Annotated in this window: 5 protein-coding genes; 2 read left to right on the top strand and 3 right to left on the bottom strand. The window is 70.1% G+C overall.

Annotation, left to right across the window (positions count from 1 at the left end; translation table 11 throughout):
• Nucleotides 1-6: 6 nt before the first annotated feature.
• Both PSD17_RS19325 and PSD17_RS19320 read right to left on the bottom strand, forming a co-directional pair.
• Nucleotides 7-270 carry an alkylmercury lyase gene (locus PSD17_RS19325; RefSeq protein WP_339123978.1) on the bottom strand — a complete coding sequence of 88 codons (264 nt, stop codon included), beginning with the start codon at nucleotides 268-270 and terminating at the stop codon, nucleotides 7-9.
• Between the two features lie 8 nt (nucleotides 271-278).
• A complete protein-coding gene (locus PSD17_RS19320; protein ID WP_339123976.1) occupies nucleotides 279-584 on the bottom strand; it encodes a hypothetical protein in 306 nt (101 codons plus the stop codon).
• A gap of 562 nt (nucleotides 585-1,146) precedes the next feature.
• On the opposite strand from PSD17_RS19320, the gene PSD17_RS19315 reads away from it, so the two are divergent.
• Both PSD17_RS19315 and PSD17_RS19310 read left to right on the top strand, forming a co-directional pair.
• Entirely contained in the window at nucleotides 1,147-1,689 is a 543-nt protein-coding gene (locus PSD17_RS19315; protein WP_339123975.1) for a dihydrofolate reductase family protein, read from the top strand.
• Between the two features lie 686 nt (nucleotides 1,690-2,375).
• Nucleotides 2,376-2,849, top strand: coding sequence for a hypothetical protein (locus PSD17_RS19310; protein WP_339123974.1), 474 nt, complete (start codon nucleotides 2,376-2,378; stop codon nucleotides 2,847-2,849).
• Between the two features lie 89 nt (nucleotides 2,850-2,938).
• Here PSD17_RS19310 and PSD17_RS19305 read toward each other — a convergent pair whose 3' ends face one another.
• Complete coding sequence (locus PSD17_RS19305) at nucleotides 2,939-3,766, bottom strand: SAM-dependent methyltransferase (protein ID WP_339123973.1); 828 nt, start codon at nucleotides 3,764-3,766, stop codon at nucleotides 2,939-2,941.
• Between the last annotated feature and the right edge of the window lie 344 nt (nucleotides 3,767-4,110).

The following is a 4,110-nucleotide window of genomic DNA, read 5'->3' as shown; positions in this document are numbered from 1 at the left end:
CCGGCCCTACCCCGAGGACGACGCCGATCTCAGAGCATCGGCAACACGTTCGCGGGTCGGCACGTCGAGGCGACACGCATCGGCCGGCGTCCCGTCGCTCGGCACGCCCATCACATCGCGACCGTCGACCAGCACCGTCGGCGACGGGTAGCGGGCAACGCGCTCGACGATCACGGCATCGACGCCCAGCTCGCGCACGCAGCCACGGACCAACTCCATCGCCGGGGCGAACAGAGGACAGCCCTCGTGGTGCAGAACCTCGACCCGCACGGGGACGCTCACGGTAGGAAGCGGTCGATCCTGCGCAGGAACGCTCCCAAAGGTCCGCGCTGGTGCCATCCGTTCTCGATCACCCAGTCTCGGACCCGCTGCACACCTCCGCGCACCGCGCCCATCGGCGTCCATCGATGCTCGTCGCGCCGGGCCAGGGCGCGGCGGTGGAGAAAGCGCGCGCAGTCGAGGCAGATCGTCACCTCTGGCCGGGCACCGAGGTGCACGAGGCTGACCTCGGCGAACTCGGCGCCACAACACCAACACCGCAGCGAGGCCAACCCCGACTCGGTCGTCTCAGGCTCAGCGGTCACGAGCTACCTCCGGTGCAGCGTCCGGGAGTCAGGAAATCGGGCAGTACGTCGTCGGTGACAGTAGGTCCTAGCGATGCCGTGTCAACGCGAACAACTGCGGGCTCCGCCCACACCCGGCACCGCTCAGAGATCAGTAGAGGTGCGGCGGGGTGCTGACCTCCTCACGGCGCGCCGAGACGGCTACCGGCCCGTCGGTCGGGGCACAAGGCGGGACAGCGTGCCTTGCACCCCGACCGACGGGCCGGAAGGGTGGAACCCGCGCCGCGAGGAGATCAGCACCAGGGCCCAGCGTTGGAAGGGCGACGACGTGGTCCGGTCGGGTGGTCCACGCCGAATACGTGCCGAAGTTCGGACGACGAGCGCGCACGCGTCAGCTCAGCCGCAGATCAGAGGCCGTTGAGGGCGTCGATCTTGGTTCCCCTTAAAAGGGTCACAGTGTGGGTTCGAATCCCACCGGGGGCACCCCTGCGCACCTGCCCGATAATGGCCCTGGCCTGCGAGGTGATGACGACGGTCCGCCTTTTGACGATGAGTTCGTGACGGACGGGGGGTCTTCACCGGTATGAGCGATTCGGCCGCCGGCCTCGGCAAGGTCGTTGTGAACAGGGCGATGTCGCTGGACGGCTTCATCGCCGGCCCCGACGACGCGATGGACTGGGTCGTCGAGTACGAGATCGAGTACGCGTTCTCCGAGGTCATGCATGCCACCGGCGCCATGCTGGCCGGCCGGGTGACCTATGAGGTCGGCAAACGGATGTCGGGCGGGGACGCCACCTACGACGGGGGGCCGGTCTTCGTCCTGACGCACCGGCCGCCGGACGAGCCGGAGCCCGGGGCCACGTTCCTCACCTGCGACCTCGCCGAGGCCGTCGCCACGGCGCGTGCCGCCGCGGGCGGGAAGAACCTCGAGATCCTCGGTGCCGACGTGGCGAGTCAGTGCCTGCAGCAAGGGCTCGTCGACGAGGTCCTGGTCTACGTCCTGCCCGTCCTGCTCGGCGACGGCGTGCGTTTCTCGACGTCGGGCCTCGGCCGGATCGACCTGGAACCTCTCGGCAGCACGCAGTCAGGCCCTGTGACGGTGCTCCGCTTCCGCGTCCAGAAGTAGAGCGGGCGTCCGTCGAGCGGCTCGGGTGGGCGCTCCGTCGCGGCCGTCGGCAGATTCGCGCTCGAGGTGCCACGGACGGACCACGAGCGGTACTTCCCTGCGGCAGCGGTGCCCGGGACTGATTGTCGTCGACGCAGGTCCTATTTTGTGATTTCACACCTCGACGGCCTGCAGGGTCCCTAGTGGGGCGCGGGTGGGCCGAGCTCCGCCCGCCTGGCACCGCTGCTGGTCAGCCACGGTGCACCGAGACGGGAGCCGATCCGTCGGCCGGCAGAAGGCGGGCGGTACGAATTGCCTTGCGGCCCGGTGGACGGGTCGGAAAGGTGAACCCTCGCCGCGAGGAAGAATCAGCGTCAGGACTGGCGATCGGGGCGGAAGGCGCAGAGGACGCACACAGTTGCACCACGTGGGCGGCTCACCGAAGGTCGACCACGAGCGGCGCTGGCCGCGCGCGTCGAGACAGCAGCGAGCGGGCGCTTGACTGCAGCTCGGCTTGGGCATGGCCTGGCGGTCCCGAGAGACCGCGCAAACGCCTCAGAAGCGTTGCTAGGCAGTCGGATCCATCGCCGTGTTCGGTCGCGCCGTAACGAACAACTCTTCGGTGACGAAAGGTCGGGTGACGGCCTCCTGCGAGTTCGGCTCGAACTTGGTCGGCGAGACCTACTCATACAAGGACTGACGCCACCATGGAATCCATCCTCGCCCGCACCCTGGCCATCCTGCCCTTGGGCGTGCTGGCCGTGGGGCTCGTCACCGCCTGCTCCGACCAGGTCCCGCCCCCGACGGCGCCTGCCGCCGTCACCGCACCTGCGGCACCGCCGACAACCGTGCAGGCCACCACCCGAGACCCGACGCCGCCGCCCACGCCGGCTCCGGCCCGGCCCACGGCGCCCAAGGCCAATGGGAAGCCCAAGGTCGCCTACTCGTGCGAGCCCAACGCGCCGGCGAAGTTCGGCGACCCCGCCCACCCGAACACGATCACGAACAAGTCCTGCCCGGCCCTGAACGCCGCCAAGGAAAGAGCCGCCCGCGACTACCAGCGCAAACTGGACGCGGAACATCGCGCCGTCAGCGACGCCGCGCTGCAGGCGTGCCGCGAGCAGACCGGCCAGACCACCGCCCAGTGCCAGGCACAGGCCCGCGCCGGTCTGGCCTCCTGACCGAACTCGGCGCGAGGTCAGCGGCAGGGGGCAGACAGCGGCAAGCGCGGGACGGGGCCTATCGCAGGGTCGCGCGCGGCACGCGTCGCTCAGCCCGCATCGTCATGACCAGGGCGGGTCAGCGGGGCCATCGTGTACTCGACCGGGATGGTCGTGATCGGCTCGTCGAGCACCGCGGCTTCGGGTCGCCGCGCCACCGCCCGGACGTAACCGAGGTGGCGGCCGGCGTCGGTCCGGACGGCGTCGATCTCGGCGGTGTTGTCCGGGGCGACGACATGTTGCCACTCCAGCCAGTGTCGCCAGCCGTCGGGCATCGTGTCCGCGACCTCGACAGCGAGCACGCCGCTGCGCTCCCAGTGCCGCCGCCACCACGCGGCCGAGTGCAGGCACGCGAGGCTCGGTTCCCACCATGCCGCGAGGTGCTCGGGCACGGGCCCGGCGAACTCGGAGAGCAGCCCGCTCCCGGCGATCCCGATCTGCCCGCCGGGTTCGACGAAGCGGGCGAGGTAGCTCGCGTACAGGTCGTCGGTGCCGTAGTAGACGAACGAGTCGATGCTGACGATCGCGTCGAAGAATCCTGCGGCGAACGGTAGCGCCCGGGCGTCGGCGTGGATCGGGAACACGCTGTGCTCGACGCCGGCGTCGCGGATCCGGGCCAGCCGCTCGTCGGCGCCGAACCACAGGTCGGTGGCCCAGACCTGCACGCCCAGCTCACGGTGCAGGAAGATCGACGAGGCGCCGCGTCCGCAGCCCAGGTCCAGCACGCGCATCCCGGAGTGCAGGTCCATCGCCTCGACCAGCCACTCGGTGAGCCACAGCGAGTTCGCCCCGCCGCTCACCGCGGCGAGGACCCAGTCCGGGTGATATGCCGACGACCGCGGGAACCGCTCGTTGACCGGCTGCCCCTCCTGCGCCATCCCAGCACCTCTCGTTCGTGGTCCGTGAACCATCCGAAGACGGCATGGATCAACTGCTGTCGGGTCGGGCCGGGTTCCCCCGGTGGCGAATCGTCCACCCCGCGCCGTCTGCGGCAAAGCAGTTATCCCGTGACGCCGGAAGGCGCTGGGGGTCGAACACCAGACGTCGCCTCCTTCGGGCGGGCCAGGTCTGCTCCCGCCGCTGCTTGTCAGCCCGCCCGCCCCGCAGCGGCCCGGCCGTCGCAACGACCGTCGACACGGCGGACGCGCTCGCCGGCGTGGGGAGTGTCAGAAGAACGGTGGAACTGGCCTCGGTTATGGCTAGTTTCCGTTGCTGGGGACGA

It is taken from the genome of Pseudonocardia sp. D17 (genome assembly GCF_036984265.1).
GTDB classification, from domain to species: Bacteria; Actinomycetota; Actinomycetes; order Mycobacteriales; family Pseudonocardiaceae; genus Pseudonocardia; species Pseudonocardia benzenivorans.
The sequence above is the reverse complement of the archived record's forward strand: the minus strand, read 5'-3'. Positions and strand labels throughout refer to the sequence as shown.